16 protein-coding genes are annotated in these 17,371 nt (G+C 50.0%); 13 read left to right on the top strand and 3 right to left on the bottom strand.

Annotated features, from left to right (window positions below):
• Nucleotides 1–14 precede the first annotated feature (14 nt).
• Nucleotides 15–3,305, bottom strand: a complete 3,291-nt coding sequence (locus BIY29_RS03265) for an O-linked N-acetylglucosamine transferase, SPINDLY family protein (RefSeq protein WP_170158876.1) — start codon at nucleotides 3,303–3,305, stop codon at nucleotides 15–17.
• A 193-nt stretch (nucleotides 3,306–3,498) separates the two neighbouring features.
• Nucleotides 3,499–4,704, bottom strand: a complete 1,206-nt coding sequence (locus BIY29_RS03260) for a FliC/FljB family flagellin (protein WP_121573721.1) — start codon at nucleotides 4,702–4,704, stop codon at nucleotides 3,499–3,501.
• 524 nt (nucleotides 4,705–5,228) lie between these two features.
• Here BIY29_RS03260 and fliD point away from each other — a divergent pair.
• The 3 genes from fliD to fliT all read left to right on the top strand — a co-directional run bounded on the left by fliD (nucleotide 5,229) and on the right by fliT (nucleotide 7,610).
• Nucleotides 5,229–6,644, top strand: coding sequence for a flagellar filament capping protein FliD (gene fliD, locus BIY29_RS03255; RefSeq protein WP_121573720.1), 1,416 nt, complete (start codon nucleotides 5,229–5,231; stop codon nucleotides 6,642–6,644).
• A gap of 13 nt (nucleotides 6,645–6,657) precedes the next feature.
• Complete coding sequence (gene fliS, locus BIY29_RS03250) at nucleotides 6,658–7,068, top strand: flagellar export chaperone FliS (protein ID WP_121573719.1); 411 nt, start codon at nucleotides 6,658–6,660, stop codon at nucleotides 7,066–7,068.
• A 170-nt stretch (nucleotides 7,069–7,238) separates the two neighbouring features.
• Nucleotides 7,239–7,610 carry a flagellar protein FliT gene (gene fliT / locus BIY29_RS03245; protein ID WP_121573718.1) on the top strand — a complete coding sequence of 124 codons (372 nt, stop codon included), beginning with the start codon at nucleotides 7,239–7,241 and terminating at the stop codon, nucleotides 7,608–7,610.
• A gap of 139 nt (nucleotides 7,611–7,749) precedes the next feature.
• Here the strand turns inward: fliT and fliE are convergent, their stop codons facing one another.
• On the bottom strand, nucleotides 7,750–8,061 hold the full coding sequence (fliE, locus tag BIY29_RS03240; RefSeq protein WP_121573717.1) for a flagellar hook-basal body complex protein FliE: 312 nt from the start codon (nucleotides 8,059–8,061) through the stop codon (nucleotides 7,750–7,752).
• A 241-nt stretch (nucleotides 8,062–8,302) separates the two neighbouring features.
• Here fliE and fliF point away from each other — a divergent pair, with 241 nt between their 5' ends.
• The 10 genes from fliF (at nucleotide 8,303) to fliO (ending at nucleotide 17,370) form a co-directional block, all read left to right on the top strand.
• Nucleotides 8,303–9,997, top strand: a complete 1,695-nt coding sequence (fliF, locus tag BIY29_RS03235; protein ID WP_121573716.1) for a flagellar basal-body MS-ring/collar protein FliF — start codon at nucleotides 8,303–8,305, stop codon at nucleotides 9,995–9,997.
• Nucleotides 9,994–10,986 carry a flagellar motor switch protein FliG gene (gene fliG / locus BIY29_RS03230; protein WP_121573715.1) on the top strand — a complete coding sequence of 331 codons (993 nt, stop codon included), beginning with the start codon at nucleotides 9,994–9,996 and terminating at the stop codon, nucleotides 10,984–10,986. The genes fliF and fliG overlap by 4 nt, the downstream gene beginning before the upstream one ends.
• Nucleotides 10,979–11,686 carry a flagellar assembly protein FliH gene (gene fliH / locus BIY29_RS03225; protein ID WP_121573714.1) on the top strand — a complete coding sequence of 236 codons (708 nt, stop codon included), beginning with the start codon at nucleotides 10,979–10,981 and terminating at the stop codon, nucleotides 11,684–11,686. The genes fliG and fliH overlap by 8 nt, the downstream gene beginning before the upstream one ends.
• Nucleotides 11,686–13,062, top strand: a complete 1,377-nt coding sequence (gene fliI / locus BIY29_RS03220) for a flagellar protein export ATPase FliI (protein ID WP_121573820.1) — start codon at nucleotides 11,686–11,688, stop codon at nucleotides 13,060–13,062. Before fliH ends, fliI begins: the two co-directional genes overlap by 1 nt.
• Nucleotides 13,062–13,499 carry a flagellar export protein FliJ gene (gene fliJ / locus BIY29_RS03215; RefSeq protein WP_121573713.1) on the top strand — a complete coding sequence of 146 codons (438 nt, stop codon included), beginning with the start codon at nucleotides 13,062–13,064 and terminating at the stop codon, nucleotides 13,497–13,499. The genes fliI and fliJ overlap by 1 nt, the downstream gene beginning before the upstream one ends.
• A gap of 4 nt (nucleotides 13,500–13,503) precedes the next feature.
• A complete protein-coding gene (locus tag BIY29_RS03210; protein WP_240629931.1) occupies nucleotides 13,504–14,904 on the top strand; it encodes a flagellar hook-length control protein FliK in 1,401 nt (466 codons plus the stop codon).
• 154 nt (nucleotides 14,905–15,058) lie between these two features.
• Nucleotides 15,059–15,538 (top strand): flagellar basal body-associated protein FliL, encoded by a 480-nt coding sequence (gene fliL / locus BIY29_RS03205; protein WP_121573712.1) that lies wholly within the window; start codon nucleotides 15,059–15,061, stop codon nucleotides 15,536–15,538.
• Nucleotides 15,539–15,543: 5 nt separating this feature from the next.
• Nucleotides 15,544–16,554 (top strand): flagellar motor switch protein FliM, encoded by a 1,011-nt coding sequence (fliM, locus tag BIY29_RS03200; protein ID WP_121573711.1) that lies wholly within the window; start codon nucleotides 15,544–15,546, stop codon nucleotides 16,552–16,554.
• On the top strand, nucleotides 16,547–16,960 hold the full coding sequence (gene fliN, locus BIY29_RS03195; RefSeq protein WP_121573710.1) for a flagellar motor switch protein FliN: 414 nt from the start codon (nucleotides 16,547–16,549) through the stop codon (nucleotides 16,958–16,960). The genes fliM and fliN overlap by 8 nt, the downstream gene beginning before the upstream one ends.
• The gene (gene fliO / locus BIY29_RS03190; protein ID WP_205680301.1) at nucleotides 16,960–17,370 is read left to right on the top strand and encodes a flagellar biosynthetic protein FliO; all 411 of its coding nucleotides are present in this window, start codon (nucleotides 16,960–16,962) and stop codon (nucleotides 17,368–17,370) included. The genes fliN and fliO overlap by 1 nt, the downstream gene beginning before the upstream one ends.
• The last annotated feature ends 1 nt before the right edge of the window (nucleotide 17,371 follow it).

Genomic DNA, 17,371 nt, shown 5'->3' with positions numbered 1-17,371 from the left:
GCCTTTATATTATTTTACTGGGGAATATATTTATACTCTTCCAGCATATTATTAAGCGATGCAATATCTATATGATTTTTTAGCTTAAAAACCCCTGCACTTTCAGCCTTCTCTTCCATGTCTAAAAACGTCAGCACGACATGGTAATCAGGTCGGTTCCAGAAGTCATGAATGAAGATCAGCGTATCCGTAATATTTTTTTGTTTTTGTAATGTATGTTTTATCGTATTCAGCGTACAGGCAACGCGAAAACGCCCATCGACAAGAATAAAATCAAAAGCGCTATCATGTAGCAAAATCGCTGCACTATAATCCGAAAATTTTTCCCGATGCGTATTATCGACCGGAAATCCCCACGCCTGTGTCGGACCAATATCTACGTACTCAACTTTACAGAACGGGCCCACCTCTTTTTTAAGCGTTTCTACCCATTGCTTATCACTTTCAACACCGAATACTTCAACATTATTTCTGGCGGCAAGCTTGGTCGAACCGCCGCTGCCGAATTCAAAGTAAGATTTAGCCTGTTTCAGATAGCGTTCAAACAGTTGCGTTTCCTTTTCTGACATCCTTGGTCTATCAGGAATGAGGGGTATACCCCTCATCTCCGGCGTAGCCGTAGATGCACGATCGGCTTTGGTAGCACTGTTGTCGTCAAAATAACATTTAGCTCTCTCTTCGGAGTCTATTTTCAATACCGAATAGACAAAATCATGCGCCCGATAAGCCGTGTGCATAATAAACGCTAATTTCTCACGCTGTTTTTCCGTCATCATCTGTAACCGGGCATTATTAGGCACATAGATGGCTGCGGCGGCTAGCATTCTTGAAGATGGCAGCGTATTCCGCTCATCGATATGGGTTGGTGATGCATACTCGACTTTAGCCAGCGAATGGAAAGCAAAACCGTATTGTACCAGCAATGCGGTAATATCACTGAATAACCTTTGTTCCTGATGCGTTGCAGCGAAACTGATACGTATCTCAACGACAGGGCAATTCGAAAGTATCCGCTCGCCATGGGCAATCACTTTACTAATATCGTAACGATTATCCAGAATAAGCCAATCAAGTTGCTCCAGCCCTTCGATTTGATCGAGCTTCACCGTTTGCGCCATTACTTCCGCTATTACCTGTTGCTCCTGCGTTACCAGCGGCTTCAGGCTACTGCTGTATTCTTCGGCAAGGCACATATAGACTGGCGTTGACTGCCCATCCCCCAAACCATGAAATTTAATATGCTGTATATCATTTTTTCGCAGCGGTAAATGGCTATTTTGAACTCTGCCGATGAGATCCGTAATAACAAAATGAAACGCTTCGGTCGCGACCAACGGAATAAACGCAGGGCTTACCGCAACGCTGCCGCCATCATCGAGGGCAATAATTTTCCCCTCCATTTTAAAACTGAACGACTCATCCGCGTCTTTTTTGCCGGAATCCTTCGCCACAGGATGCTGCAACGTCACCGGTTGTTTATCATCATGGAAATAAGGCTGAAAATCGTTGCTTAACGTTAATGCCTCAGGTTTTTTGCCTTCGCAATAACGCTGCCAAACGGCACGCATAGCATCGGAAAAGTGTTTGGCAAAGCGTTTGCCGTCACAAACGGGGGAAGCCAGCAGAATATCGCGCAAATGCTGGCGAATCACGCTCAGGCTGGCCAAATCCCGCGTCAGCCCCACGGTAATATCAATATACTGTTCCCAGCTATTCGCCACCAGTTCCGGCATGCCCGCGTTCACCAGATGGGTCGCGGAATGACGGCCGGCAAACGTCGGGCCGGGCAGCGTCACCACCGGCACCCCCATCGCCATCGCTTCACAAGTGGTTAATCCGCCGGAATAGGGCCAAGGATCCAGCGCAATATCAACCTCATTATATCGGGAGAGTAATTCCTTATGCAGTGAATAAGCCTCAATTTTTATCCGCTCGCGCGCAATACCGTGCGCTTGCAGCGTGGCATAAATTCTTTCGCATAGTTTCTCACTGCTATACTGAGAACTTTTCAAAAATAAGCGCGAATCCGGCACCGCATGCAAAATCTTTGCCCACTGTTCCAGCAAAATTTCATTGATTTTAGAGGAATTGTTAAAACAGCCGAAAGTAATGTAGCCTTGTTGGGTCGCTGGCAACGTGGTTACCGGCGGAAGATAGGCTGGCGGATCGAAGCAAATATAGTCGTCCGGCAGGCGAATCAATTTTTCGGTATACAACCCATCCACTCCCGGCGGAGTTTCCACGCTATCGCTCAGCAGATAGTCCATGGCTTTTAAGCCAGTGCTGCTGATCAACCCGCCCACCCATTTTATCTGGATTGGTGCTGGCGCTCTCATCATGGTCAGCATACGGCTGTTGGCGTTATAGCCGCATAAGTCGAACAGAATATCAACGCCATCCTCTCGAATCTGCTGCGCCAGCGCATCATCGGTAACGTTTGCAATCACTTGCCACCGCGAACAAAGCGCTTTTATCCGCCGGGTGATGTGGTCCTCTACATGGTTGGTGCTGTAGGCATAAAACTCCAGTTGGGTTGTCGGAACATGCGACAATCCATAAACAATCATGTTGCCTACCGGATGATTACGAAAACCGTCGGAAATCATGCCGATACGAATGCGTTTATCAGCGGTTTTACTGCCGGCTTCGGCGCGAACAGTCTTGTCACCCGGCAAAAACTTCGATTGCCAGACTTTACACAGCGCCAGAATCTGTTCCGCACTCTTATCAGGCCAGTAGTGCCAAGTAGTGATGCGGTTAAAAAAGGGATAATAATATTTAGAAACTCGTTCACTTTTCTTCAGGCAATATTCCGCTTCTTCGAATAAGCCAAAATCCAGTTTCAGCGTTCCCAGATTATTCCAGTGCAAATAGTTACCCGGTTCCAGCTTCGTCAGTTTTTCCAGCAACGCTTCAGCCTGATCATACTTATGCTGTTTTTTCAGTACCAACGCCTGAAGACCAAGTAATTCACCATTCTGTGGCTCAACCTTTAATGCATCAGTCAGCACGCTTTCAGCTTCATCCAACCGGCCGACTGTATTGTACAGATCCGCTCTGGCATAGAGCGCATCCATATGCTCTGGATGGTATTTCACCGCTTTGTCAATATACTCTTCCGCGTCAGTGAGCTTATCAAGCTGCTGCAACGCCCGCCCGGCGACGATCAGTGAGTATAGATCCTTATCATTATCGCGCAGACTCTCTTTAGCTATCTCGAACGCTTTCTCCGGGTGAGATAAGACCAATCCAATCGCACGCTGTATATTATTGCTTACGCGTAACTGGTGCGTTTCTTTGCTCATACCCCATGGGCTTTTGGATAATTTTTTCATATTCGACGTTTTAATTGGCTGGCGACAATGGATTGATTTATATCGATATAACTTGTGAACAAGGATTCCACAAATCAAAGAGATACGCAGTATAGTGCACATAAAAAAATGACGGGTATAACACCCGTCATTATGTCGCTTAATTATTGCGATTGATGCTAACTTATTGCAGCAGAGACAGTACCGTCTGCGGTACCTGGTTAGCCTGAGCCAACACCGAAGTACCAGCCTGTTGCAGAATCTGCGCCTTGCTCATATTGGACACTTCCGTCGCGTAGTCGGCGTCCTGAATACGCGACTGGGCTTCGCTCAGGTTAGTGGTGGTGCTGCTCAGGTTATTGATGGTGGACTCGAAACGATTCTGTACCGCACCCAGATTAGAACGTAATTTGTCAACCGTAGAGATCGCTTCATCCAGCTTCGCCAGAGGGTCGGCTGTTGCCTGAGACTGCAGCGAGGTGGCGGTAAGATCGTCTGCCGTTAACGTAAACGCAGCAGTACCTGCAGTAGTAGTGTCGGCTTTCGCAGGATCGATAGCAACATAGAAATCTTTGGCCTCACCCACTGAAACATTGACCCCACGCAATGCCAAATTATCGACGTCGGTCTGAGTAGCAGCGTTTACTGATACTTTGGCAAACCAGTTACCATTAGCATCGACCTGAGCCGTTTCTGCAACTGTGATAGCGGAAGCATCGCTGATACCAAAGGCGGCTTTCGCGGTAGCAACTTCAGTTGCACTAGCTATTACAGAGGAACCATCAACGGCAGTTGTCGTACCGAAGGCCTTTTGGAAGTCAGCAGTAGCAGCTCCGCTAATTGTACCTGCTGCCGGACCAGACACGTTAAACGTGCTCAGTTTCAGCGTCGAACTGTCGATCTTAGACAGATTGATAGTGATGGTCTGGTTATCCTGAGAGCCGACCTGAATGGAAACAGAAGTCTTGCTGCCATCCAGCACCTTTACGCCGTTAAAGTCGGTCTGTTCGGAGATACGGTCAATTTCAGACAGACGCTGAGTGATTTCGTCCTGGATAGATGTCAGGTCGGAAGAAGAGTTGGTGCCGTTCTGCGCCTGTACGGTCAGAGTACGGATGGCCTGCAGGTTATCGTTGATTTCGTTCAACGCGCCTTCAGTGGTCTGCGCCAGAGAGATACCGTCGCTGGCATTGGCGGATGCCTGAGTCAGGCCGTTGATAGCAGAGGTGAAACGGTTGGAGATGGCCTGACCAGCGGCGTTATCGGCTGCGCTGTTGATTTTCAGACCGGAAGACAGACGTTCGATCGCCGTACTCAGAGAAGACTGAGACTTGTTCAGGTTATTCTGTGCAACCAGCGAGATGCTGTTGGTATTGATTACTTGTGCCATAATAAGGAGTTCCTTTTAATCATCCAGTGGATGTTTAGCAATAAAGGTTCAGGCTTAACTGCCTACGGCGTCAACCACCGTCCTCTCTGATATCGGCGCTCTATTTCTAATCTTTAGCATTTAATTTAAAAAATTTTTACGTCAGAGGGGCTTTTGTTTCACTATTCTGTGCTTTTATTTATTCCGCCATCCCCGCTGCATAGGCTGTCTCTTAGTCACAACGCAGGGAGAAACTCCGGGCAACAGGTTGTTTTCCCTTTGGCGTAAATGGGGCCGAGTTTAGGATGAACAGCAGGAATGCTGTTCAAGCCAGTTCCGCGTCTGGAACGCATCACTGGCGGTCCGACCGGAAAAGCGGATATATCGAAAGCCTGCGATATGCTCCTCAGTTAATAGCCAGATAAAGCTATAATCAGTTTGCTTATTAACGGCAACAATATTTTTTCTTTCAGGTAAATTTTTATTCTATGCTGCCGATAACCAAAAAACTGGATTTAAAAGTCACTCATCAGGAGTAAGGATTTATGGCAACCACCATTTCATCCACTACATCTACATCCACTATCGGTTCGCTGACGTCAACGCTGGGGCTCGGCGTCGGCTCCAGCTTGGATCTGTCCTCGCTGCTGGAATCAATGCAGACCGTGGAAGAACAAAAGTTGACGGTCATCACCAATAAACAGACCGCCTATCAGGATAAATCCGATGCGTATGATGCGCTGCAAATCGCGCTGGAGACCTACGCCACTGCCACGGAAAAACTGACCGACAGCGATCTGTTTAACGCCAAAAACACCACCACCAATACCGCGTTCAGCACCGAGGTTAGTTCTTCCGCCGCCACCGGCAGTTACAGCGTCAACGTGACGCAACTGGCTACCGCGCAAACACTGGTCACAGACACGCAAAGCAGCAAAACCAGCCAGTTAGGTACCAGCGGACTGAGCGATCGCACACTGAGCATTACCGTCGGCGACGGAAGCGCCGTCAGCATCAGCCTGACCGATGCCCAGACCACGTTGTCCAGTCTTGCCAGCGCGATTAACTCAGCCAACGCCGGTGTTACCGCCAGCATTGTGCAGTCCGGCGACAGCAGTTACCAGTTGACCATCACCTCAAACGAAACCGGTGAAGCCAATACCATCTCCATTAGCAGCAACGATAGTGCGTTGGAAGCAATTCTGGGAGATACCAGTACCACTCGCACCGAATCCGTTGCCGCGCAAAACGCCAAACTGACCGTAAATGGCGTAGCGATTGAGCGTAGCAGCAATACCGTTACCGATGTGCCGGCAGAAGGCGTGACGCTGACGTTGAGCGCCGTCTCTACCTCGGCAGAAACGCTGACCATCAGTAAAAGTATTACCGACGCCACCAGCGCCATTAAGGCCTGGGCCACTGCCTACAATACCTTGCAATCCGCCTTTACTACCCTCACCGATCCCGAACTGGACACCGGCGTACTTTCTGGGGATTCGGTACTTCGTTCGGCGAAAAATCAGCTTAAATCGTTATTAAGCACCGCGCAGAGCAGCGATACTTATAAGGTAGTCAATGAGCTGGGTATCACGCTGAAGAGTGATGGCACGTTATCGGTCAACGATACCGATCTGATCAATGCCTTGACCGAAAATAGTTCGGCAGTGAGTGACTTCTTCGTCGGTGACGGAAAAACTACCGGTCTGGCGACGCAGATGGTGGCTAAAGTGAGCACCTTTACCGATAGTAAAGGGACGATCGCACAGGCGAAAGAAGATGTCACTGATATGATCAGCAGCCTGGAAAAACAGTACACCAAAGTGCAAGCCAGTATTGAGTCCACCATGGCCCGCTACAAGGCCCAGTTTGTCAAGCTGGACGTGTTGATGTCGGAAATGAGCACGCTCAGTACATACCTGACCAATCAGTTTGAAGCGCTGACATCCAGCAGCAATAGTTAATTTGGGGTTTACCATGTCAACAATGTACGGTTCTCAGGCTTATGCGAAAGTCGGGTTGGAAAGCGGCGTAATGAGCGCCAGCCCGCATAAGCTGATTACGCTGCTATTTGACGGCGCATTAAGTGCGTTGATACGCGCCGATATCTTTATTCAGCAGGGTGATACGGTTGCCAAAGGCAACGCCATTACCAAAGCGATAAAAATTATCAGCAACGGGTTGCAGGCCTCGCTGGATATGCAGAAAGGCGGGGAAATCAGCCAGAATCTGGCTCAGTTGTACGATTATATGGTCAGAAAACTGTTACACGTTAATTTGTATAATGACCGCGAGACGCTCGCTCAGATTATCGAGTTACTACGCGGCATTGCCGATTCCTGGCAACAAATTGGTGAGGATGCGCCAGCTCAGGCGAAAGCAGGCTAATAGCTGGCTGAGTTTAAAATCCTTGCCGGAACCGTCATCCTCGCATAGGCAGGTCTGGTTCACCCGGCAATACAAGACTCTCGCCTACACGGGAATGACGAATATAAATTGATTTATCAGTCATCTTATTCGCTCTTGTAACTTTACTGCGTTTGCACAAGGAAAATGTAATGCACGTCAGTCAATCCATGCTGAACGGCTATCAAAGTATTTTAAATCTTAGCATCGACATGCTTCAGCTGGCGCAGCAGGCTGACTGGGAGAAATTGATCGAACTGGAACAACAGTACGTTAATGCGATCAATAAACTGCCCGTCATCACCGAAGAACAACCCCATAATGCGACATTATCAGAACAGCAACAGATTCAGGACTACCTACAGCAAATCCTGCATAATGAAAGTGAAATAAGCCGCTTACTTAAAGTACGGATGGAAGAGCTAAAAACGTTGATCGGGACGTCATCCCGGCAAAAATCGGTGAATCAGGCTTACCATAAATTTGCTGATGATGAATCCATGTTGCCAGGGGATATTAGTTAAATACGACTGAAGGACGAGCCCCACGGATGGGGTGAGTAATCGGAAACCTATCTGAAAATAACACATCAACAAACGCAAGGTTCCTGCTTTCGCAGGAATGACGGTTATGCAGGTGTGATCAGCTTATAAATTGTCATTCTTACACCGTCATATTCATGATTTCCTGATAAGCTGAAACCAGTTTATTTCTTACCTGAATGCCCATTTGCAGCGAAAGAGACGATTTTTGCAAATCAACCATGACATCATTAAGCGCTATTCCGGGTTTGCCCAGTTCAAAATCCTGCGCCTGAGTACGGGCGGCCTGTTGCTGTGTACTGATTTTATCAAGAGCAGACTTCAGCTCGGCGGCAAACCCGCCGTTGCTGACATCAGACGACACACCGCCACCCGCTTGTACTGCTGTTGCCTGCAACTGTTGCAGAACGGACTCGATACCCTGAATTGACATTTTGTTACCACTACAGAATAAATGATGATGAAACCATACCAGATTCCTGCTTCTTCTAACGCGCTAAATAGCTATAAAAAACGCAGCTAATTCAGCCATCAAAAGTCTACCTGCAAGGAAATAATGTCATTCCTCCGTATTGGGAGCAGCCATTGTTGATGCGTATAACGTTATTGCTCATCAGGGAGTCTGTTTTGTTGTTACTAAAAATTATCAAGATGTTTACCATCAGGAATATTGCATGAGCACCGCGAAAAGCAACCCACTCTCAAAAGGTAGTGATGGATTGACAGCGCTGTTCAGTCGTTTACGGGCCAACCCGAAAGTGCCGTTATTGATAGCCGCCGCTGCCGCCGTCGCTATCATTACCGCGCTGACCCTGTGGGCGAAGAGTCCTGATTATCGGGTATTGTACAGTAATTTGAACGATCGCGATGGCGGAGCCATTGTGCAGCAACTGACTCAGATGAATATCCCTTACCGCTTTGCTGACGGCGGCGGCGCGTTATTAATTCCGGCCGATAAGGTGCACGAAACGCGCCTGCGTCTGGCGCAATCAGGGTTGCCTAAAGGGGGAGCGGTCGGATTCGAATTACTCGACCAGGAAAAATTCGGCATCAGCCAGTTCAGTGAACAGATTAACTACCAGCGTGCGCTGGAAGGTGAATTATCCCGTACTATCGAAACACTGGGGCCGGTACAAAATGCCAGGGTTCATCTGGCTATGCCGAAACCATCGCTGTTCGTGCGTGAACAAAAGGCGCCTTCCGCATCCGTTACGCTGAACCTGCATCCGGGCCGTGCGCTGGACGAAGGGCAAATCAATGCCATCGCCTATATGGTATCGGGCAGCGTGGCCGGCCTGCCGCCCGATAATGTCACCGTTGTGGACCAGAATGGTCGTTTGCTGACGCAATCCGATGGTACAGGTCGCGATTTGAACGCCGCGCAGTTGAAATACACCAATGAAGTCGAAAGTCGCTATCAGCGCCGTATTGAAGCCATTCTGTCGCCGATGGTCGGAACAGGCAATGTTCACGCGCAGGTAACAGCCCAGCTCGATTTTGCCAGCCGTGAACAGACTGACGAGCAATATCAGCCTAATCAGGCACCGGACAAAGCGGCGATTCGCTCACAGCAACTCAGCCAGAGCGAACAACGCGGCGGGCAGAATTCAGGCGGCGTACCCGGCGCGCTATCCAACCAGCCGGCTCCTGCCCCTGTCGCGCCTATTACCGCGCCGGCAGCCAATGCAAACAATCAAGCCGGGCAGAATCAGGCTGGACAAAATAACGCGGCGACCGCACAAACCAATACCAATACCTTACCCGGCAATACCCGTCGTGACGAAACCACCAACTATGAAGTGGATCGCACTATCCGGCACACCAAGCAGAGTGCGGGAACGGTACAGCGTCTGTCTGTTGCCGTCGTGGTCAATTACCTGCCAGCAGGTGAAGACGGTCAGCCAGCAGCATTAACCGAAGCACAGCTGAAACAAATTGAAGATCTGACTCGTGAAGCGATGGGATACAGCAGTGAGCGCGGGGACTCGATTAACGTGGTCAACACGCCCTTTACCCAGTCAACCGAGGGTGGTAGCGAGCTTCCGTTCTGGCAGCAACAGGCCTTCTTTGATCTGCTGATTAGCGCGGGTCGCTGGCTGCTGGTGCTGATTGTCGCCTGGATATTATGGCGTAAACTGATACGTCCGCAGTTGCAGAAAAAAACCATATCAGCGGATGCGGCAGCCTCCTCAGCTGGAATTAATGATGACGTGGTCGTTAAGCTGGGCAAAGATGAACTGGAACAACAGAAGAAATCTCAGCAACGTGTCAGTGCTGAATTGCAAAGTCAGCGCATCCGCGATTTGGCCGAAAATGACCCGCGCGTTGTCGCTTTGGTAATCCGTCAATGGATGGGTAGTGAACTATGAGTCTGACCGGTACAGAAAAAAGCGCCATCTTATTGATGACGATTGGTGAAGATCGCGCTGCGGATGTATTTACTCACCTCTCAACACGTGAAGTTCAGCATCTCAGCGCATCCATGGCAAACATGCGTCAGGTTTCTCATCAGCAATTGACTGAAGTGCTGAAAGAGTTTGAAGCGGATGCCGAACAATATGCCGCATTGAGCGTAAATGCAGGCGATTATCTGCGATCTGTGCTGGTCAAAGCGTTGGGTGAAGAGCGAGCCTCCAGTCTGCTGGAAGACATTCTGGAGAGCCGTGAAACCACCTCGGGTATGGAAACCCTGAACTTTATGGAACCGCAAAGCGCTGCTGATCTGATTCGAGATGAGCATCCGCAGATTATCGCCACCATTCTGGTGCATTTAAAGCGCTCCCAAGCCGCCGATATCCTGGCATTGTTTGATGAGCGCCTGCGCAATGATGTCATGCTGCGTATTGCCACCTTTGGCGGAGTGCAACCTTCCGCACTGGCTGAGTTGACAGAAGTGCTCAACGGTTTGCTTGACGGACAAAACCTTAAACGCAGCAAGATGGGGGGTGTTCGCACCGCCGCAGAGATTATCAACCTGATGAAAACGCAACAGGAAGAGGCGGTTATTGAAGCGGTGCGAGAATTCGACGGCGAATTGGCACAGAAAATTATCGACGAAATGTTCTTGTTTGAAAATCTGGTTGATGTGGACGATCGCAGTATTCAGCGGTTGTTGCAGGAAGTGGAATCCGAATCGCTGCTGCTGGCTCTGAAAGGCGCCGAAGAGCCGTTGCGCGAAAAATTCCTGCGCAATATGTCTCAGCGTGCGGCCGAAATTTTACGCGACGACCTGACCACCCGTGGGCCGGTACGTATGTCGCAGGTGGAAACCGAGCAGAAGGCCATTCTGCTTATCGTTCGTCGCCTGGCCGACAGCGGCGAGATAATTATTGGCGGCGGCGAGGATACCTATGTCTGAGGCCCTTAACAATCAGCCGTGGCAGCGTTGGACACTGAATGATTTCGCCGTGCCGCCAGCCTCACCAGAACCGGCTCCGCCATCGAACACAGCAGATGAGCAAGCTGATGCCACGGATGCCGTTGTTCAGCCCGTTGATGAGTTGAAAATATTACGCGAACGGATTCAGCAAGAGGCTAACCAGGCTGGTTTCAGCGAGGGACAAAAACAAGGGTACGATGCAGGTTATCAGGCAGGGCTGCAAGCTGGTCAGCAACAAGGGCTGCTGGATGCGCAACAGCAGCAGCAACCGCTGACCAACCAGTTACAACAGATGGTCACAGAGTTCCAGCAAACGCTTGATGCGCTGGATAGCGTTATCCCGGCCCGACTGATGCAGATGGCTTTGACGGCTGCCAGACAAGTTCTGGGGCAGCCTCCGGTCTGTGACGGTACCGCCCTGCTCAACCAGATTCAACAGTTGATTCAGCAGGAACCGATGTTTAGCGGCAAGCCTCAGTTGCGGGTTAATCCCGCCGATCTCGAACGCGTCGAGCAGGTTCTTGGGGCAACACTGAGCTTACATGGCTGGCGTTTGCTAGGAGATAGTCAACTTCACCCTGGCGGATGTAAAGTCAACGCAGAAGAAGGCGATCTTGATGCCAGTCTGGCAACCCGATGGCATGAGCTGTGCCGCCTTGCGGCGCCGGGAGAACTATGATGACGCTGCGCCTCTCTCGCTGGCTCTCCTCCCTGGATGTGCTTGAAAAGCGGATAGCCAGTGTCCCGACGATACGTCGCTATGGCCGGTTAACACGTTCTACCGGATTAGTGCTTGAGGCAACCGGTCTGCACTTGCCATTGGGCGCAACCTGCTTGATCGAGCGACAAAATGGTCATCAGACTGAAGAAGTCGAAAGCGAAGTGGTTGGCTTTAACGGCCAGAAACTCTTTTTGATGCCATTGGAAGAGATCGAAGGTATTACACCAGGTGCGCGTGTTTATGCCCGACAAACGCCGGAAGGCAGTCCACAAGGGAAACAATTGCCGCTAGGACCAGAACTGCTTGGGAGAGTGCTGGACGGTAGCGCTAAACCTCTGGACGGTTTTCCCTCCCCGGAAACAGGCTATCGCGCCCCGTTGCTCACCGCCCCTTTCAACCCATTGCAACGTACCCCGATTGAGCATGTTCTGGACGTTGGCGTTCGCGCCATTAACGCGCTGCTAACCGTTGGCCGCGGCCAGCGTATGGGTCTGTTTGCCGGATCTGGCGTGGGTAAAAGCGTACTGTTAGGGATGATGGCCCGATACACTCAGGCAGATGTTATTGTGGTTGGCTTGATTGGTGAACGTGGGCGGGAAGTCAAAGATTTTATTGAAAATATTCTCGGCAGTGAAGGGCTGGCCCGCTCGGTGGTCATTGCCGCCCCGGCCGATGTCTCCCCTCTGCTGAGGATGCAGGGCGCCGCCTATGCGACGCGCATTGCTGAAGATTTCCGCGACCGGGGACAGCACGTATTGCTGATTATGGACTCCCTGACCCGCTATGCTATGGCGCAACGAGAAATTGCTTTAGCCGTCGGTGAACCGCCAGCAACCAAAGGCTACCCGCCTTCCGTTTTTGCCAAGCTCCCCGCGCTGGTTGAACGTGCGGGTAATGGTACGCATGGCGGCGGTTCCATCACTGCATTTTATACGGTACTAACCGAAGGGGACGACCAGCAGGATCCGATAGCCGATTCAGCACGCGCCATTCTCGACGGACACATTGTTCTGTCACGTCATCTGGCCGAATCCGGACATTATCCGGCCATTGACATTGAAGCATCGATCAGCCGTGCCATGACGGCCCTGATCGATGAGCGCCACTACGCAACGGTACGCCAGTTTAAGCAATTATTATCCAGCTATCAGCGCAATCGCGATCTTATTAGCGTGGGCGCCTATGCCAGCGGCAGCGATCCCATGCTGGATCGGGCGATTCAACTGTACCCGCAATTGGAAGCCTTTCTACAGCAAGGTATGTTTGAGCGTTGTGATTATGAAACGGCCCAGCAACATCTGGCCATGCTTTTCCAGACAGATAAGGGCGCATGATGAAAAATGAATCGCCAATGGAAACATTACGTGATCTGGCGCAAAAAGATGCGGATGAAGCCGCCGTTTTACTGGGAAAAGTTCGTCAGTCGCATCTTCAGGCGCAAAAACAGCTCGACATGTTGCTTCAATATGAGGACGATTATAGGCAACAGTTGCAGAATGATCTGGGAAAGGGAATTGACTCTGGTAACTGGTATAATTATCAACAATTTATACAAACGCTTGAAAAAGCGATTGAGCAACATCGACAACAGTTGGCATTGTGGAATCAGCGCTTACAGCAGGCAATTCAAGCCTGGCAAGCTAAACAGCAACGTCTGAATGCTTTTGTCACATTGCATGAGCGAGCCACACAGAAGCTTTTGCTCAAGGAAAACCGTCGCGAACAAAAACTGATGGATGAGTTTGCACAGCGTACCTCGTTGAGGAAATAATGTTATGAATCTGTCTACTGTCACAATGATTACTACAAATGACAATCAGCATATTGAACAAAATGTTGTGAATAGCGGTACTCCCGATCTTTCTGCACAAGGGCAAAGTTTCGATCAGGTTCTTGCCTCTACGCTGACTAATAATCAGAAAACAGCGGCGAAGGAAGAAAAAATGTTGGATAAGAATCCTTCTGATAACACAGGGCCGCAGAATACTGAAATTCCTTCGACCACTCGCGCCGCCGATCAAGGATTACAGGCGATCGCATCGGAAAATATATCTTTCCATAAAACCAAAAAATTAATGCCGGATGATGAGGCACCTGATTCTGAGCGTACAGATGGCGCAATTTCTCTCGCCGCTGGCAATATGCAAACCGAGAATAAGATAACCTTGTCGTCTGATGTCCCCCCGGCAGTTGCAGCGGCGGACCAGAATTTAGCGGCAGCGGATGAAACAACCTCACTGCTAGTCACAATGATTCAAGCCAGCCAGACGCCAGTGCCTGCTGCCAGCGCCACAGTTACACCCGCTAGCCTCGCTACCGTAGAAAATGAGCAGGCTGCAACTTCAGCAATACTGACGGCTATGACACCGGTAAAAGCTGCGTCAACGGGGAAGGATGGCCTCCTGTCAGACGATAACATGCAAAATACGCTGTCATCGGCCACAACGACATCCCGGTCTGCATCTTCGCTTTCAGGTCGCAGTCTGACTGAGCAGAGTGATGCCATCGCTGATTTAAAGACCCGTGCGCAAACTCTCCAGCAGGAAACATCATTCAGAGCGGCATCTGATACGTTGTCATCTACGCCAACCCATCAGCGCGGCGACTTGTCTGCGGGTTCCCAATCGTTATCCGCGATGAACCTTGCCGTGCAGCAACCTCTATCCGTTAGCGCTCAGGCTCCGGCAGTACAGACCAGCGCATCGATTGCTCCAACGGTAACTGCACAGATCAATGCGCAGTTAGGCAGTGATGAGTGGCAGCAGGCTGTCAGCCAGCAGGTAATTATGTTCACCCGCAACGGTCAGCAAAATGCGGAACTCCGTCTGCACCCGCAGGAACTGGGCGCGCTGCAAATCAGTCTTAAACTGGATGATAATCAAGCGAGCCTGCACCTGGTGTCAGCAAATAGCCAGGTGAGAGCGGCGATGGAAGCAGCGCTTCCTCAACTGCGAACGTCAATGGCGGAAAGCGGCATTAGTCTGGGGCAAGCCAGCGTGGGCAGCGATGCCTCGCCTGGATGGCAGCAACAAGCGCAACAGCAATTCCAAAGTAATCATAGCGCTGAACAAAATAGAGTGAACGATGCCAATGGAGTGCAGTCGGCTTCCATCGTACAAACTTCAGCAATTGGCAACGCTGTGTCCGTCTCCGGTGGAGTGGATATTTTTGCCTGACCTGTGTGAGTAAACGCACAAGTTAACGCGATTTTCCTCGTCTATTCATCCTATTGATGGCTGGAATTGACGGGATAATCAGGGATATTATGCATTAATCTAGGGCAATGCTATTTGCACTGGATATCAATAGTAACAGGAATCATCTTTAGCTATGTCTGAAAATGCACTCCCGTCAGGACGTAAACGCTCTGTCTGGCTTATCGTTGTGCTTATTATTATATTCACTGGCGCTACAGCGGCAGGCGTAAGCTGGTGGTTTCTGCATCAGCAAAAATCAGCCACTGCCGAGCAGAAAGCACCTCCGCCGCCAGAGCCGGTTTTTATGCCGTTGGATACTTTTACCGTTAATCTGGTCAACCCTGACAACGATCCTGACCGGGTACTGTATGTCGGTTTTACTCTGCGTCTGCCGGATGAGGCGACGCGCAGCGAGTTAAATAACTATTTACCAGAAGTACGCAGCAGACTGCTGCTGTTGCTTTCCCGCCAGAATGCGATCGAGCTGGCTCATCAGCAGGGAAAACAGAAACTGGTGGAGGACATTAAACAGGTTCTGAGTACACCACTGGTTCCTGGTCAACCGAATCTGATCGTTACTGATGTTCTGTTCACTGCTTTTATACTGCGATAAATATTATGGGCGATAGCATTCTTTCTCAGGCAGAAATTGACGCACTACTAAATGGTGACAGCGACGGAAGTGAAAAACCCGACGTCGCAGCCGGAGCAGACGGGGATGTCAAACCCTACGATCCTAATACACAGCGCCGCGTTGTGCGGGAACGTTTACAGGCGCTGGAAATTATTAATGAACGTTTTGCCCGCCAGTTTCGCATGGGGCTGTTCAACCTGTTAAGACGAAGCCCGGACATTACGGTTGGTGCAATAAAAATACTTCCTTACCATGAGTTTGCTCGTAATTTGCCAGTACCGACCAACCTGAATTTAATTCACTTGAAGCCACTTCGCGGCACAGCCTTGTTCGTATTTTCGCCAAGTCTGGTCTTTATTGCCGTCGATAACCTGTTTGGCGGTGATGGGCGCTTCCCAACCAAAGTTGAAGGGCGTGAATTTACCCACACAGAACAGCGGGTCGTAAAGCGTATGCTGCGTCTGGCGCTGGAGGCTTACGGCGACGCCTGGAATGCAATCTACAAACTCGATGTTGAATACGTTCGCTCCGAGATGCAGGTAAAGTTTACCAATATCACCACCTCACCTAACGATATTGTGGTGACAACACCTTTTCAAGTTGAAATTGGTTCGCTGACCGGGGAATTTAACATCTGTATTCCTTTCGCAATGATTGAACCACTGCGCGAACTGTTGGTTAATCCCCCACTGGAAAACTCACAGCGGGAAGATCAAAGCTGGCGTGAAACGCTGACCAAACAGGTACAACATTCGGAACTGGAGCTGATAGCCAATTTTGTTGATATTCCTTTGCGCCTGTCACGCATACTCAAATTGCAGCCCGGCGATGTATTACCCATTGATAAACCAGAAAGACTCATTGCTCATGTTGATGGGGTTCCGGTTCTGACTGGTCAGTACGGCACCCTGAACGGGCAATATGCTTTGCGTGTTGAACATTTAATTAACCCCATTTTGAATTCTCTGAATGATGAGGAACAGCCCCATGAGTGACAACAAGAACCCGTCCGAAGGAAAGGAATCAGTGGACGATCTGTGGGCTGATGCATTTAACGAGCAACAGACTGCAGAAAAAAACACAACCAGTACCGACGGTGTTTTCAATACGCTGGATGCACAGGAAGGTATTGGTTCATTGCATGACATCGATCTTATTCTGGATATCCCGGTTAAACTCACCGTTGAACTGGGCCGCACAAAGATGACGATTAAAGAGCTCCTGCGTTTATCACAGGGTTCAGTGGTAGCTCTGGATGGATTGGCCGGCGAACCTCTGGACATACTCATTAACGGGTATCTGATTGCTCAGGGTGAAGTCGTCGTCGTGGCTGATAAATATGGTGTCCGCATTACGGATATCATTACCCCTACCGAACGTATGCGCCGTCTGAGCCGTTAATGCTAACATCACTTCCTTCATCTTCTCAGACCGCACTATCAAGTGTAGCAGCCGAGCCTCCCCTGACCGGCGGTATGCTGCTGACGCAGGTCGGCAGTGTGCTTGGCGGGATCCTGCTGTTTATTCTTTTGATCGCCTGGCTTATGCGTAAACTTGGCTTTGCCCCGCAGACAAAATCAAACAAATTGCTCAAGGTGATCTCAGCATGTCAGGTTGGTCAGCGAGAAAGAGTGGTGATTGTCGAAGTTGATAACAGTTGGCTGGTGTTAGGGGTGACCACGCAAAACGTTACCCTGCTGCATACGCAACCTGCCCAGCCACACGATGTGGCCGAATCCGGGCAGGTAAAACCAACGGAGTTTGCCCGGTTGTTACAAAAAGTATTAAAGCGTCCGGGAAAGCCGGAATGAA

The sequence above is a fragment of the Brenneria alni genome, from assembly GCF_003666245.1.
Classification (GTDB): Bacteria; Pseudomonadota; Gammaproteobacteria; order Enterobacterales; family Enterobacteriaceae; genus Brenneria; species Brenneria alni.
The sequence above is the reverse complement of the archived record's forward strand: the minus strand, read 5'-3'. Positions and strand labels throughout refer to the sequence as shown.